Here is a 725-nt window from a genome sequence, read left to right as displayed (position 1 = left end):
ACCAAGCCTTGTTCAAATGGGAAAAATTCCAAACACGGTCATACCGAAACGCGAATTTACAGATCAGTAGCTTTACTTTTATTTATTAATCATCCCTGATAGTTAAAAATTGTAGACTTAGCAACTCAACACCATTACCTAACATATAGCCATCTAGAATGGCTATATGTTGACTCCGCTTGCAATATCCTCAATATCTAACGCAAATCGGTAGCATACTCTCCGATTAGCTAGAGGCAATTCAACGTTCGATTTAATTTACTCGCCTTGGAAAACTCAGCCTGTCATAGTCGCGACCGCGAACAATACTTCTAGGTGATACCCTCTAATATTTAATCACGACACTCACTGCTATAGAACATCGACAAGCAAAAAATTACGCTGACAATCTCAGCGAACTGGACTTCCATATTTTTGGTGTTAAATGCAATGGCTACTGGAATCGTCATATACACCATATACATTTCCGCAACAAAGCGGAGAGTTATCTTATATCTTAAGCCAGAGCTTCCATAGACAGCTTATTATAAATCTGGTCTTCACAAATATAGGAGAGACGCTGCTCACGACACTCTCTTTAAAAAGTCATACTGAAAAAAGCGGAGACTTAAGCCTGAAAGAGATACCGGCAGGTATGCACATTGTAAAACGATAGCTGCTTTTCACCTCAAATCGGTTTTTGCGTTATTCCTAAGTTACGCGACGATGCGCTCGCACCGCAGGAT

Source organism: Streptomyces sp. NPDC059456, from assembly GCF_042750055.1.
Classification (GTDB): Bacteria; Actinomycetota; Actinomycetes; order Streptomycetales; family Streptomycetaceae; genus Streptomyces.
The sequence above is the reverse complement of the archived record's forward strand: the minus strand, read 5'-3'. Positions refer to the sequence as shown.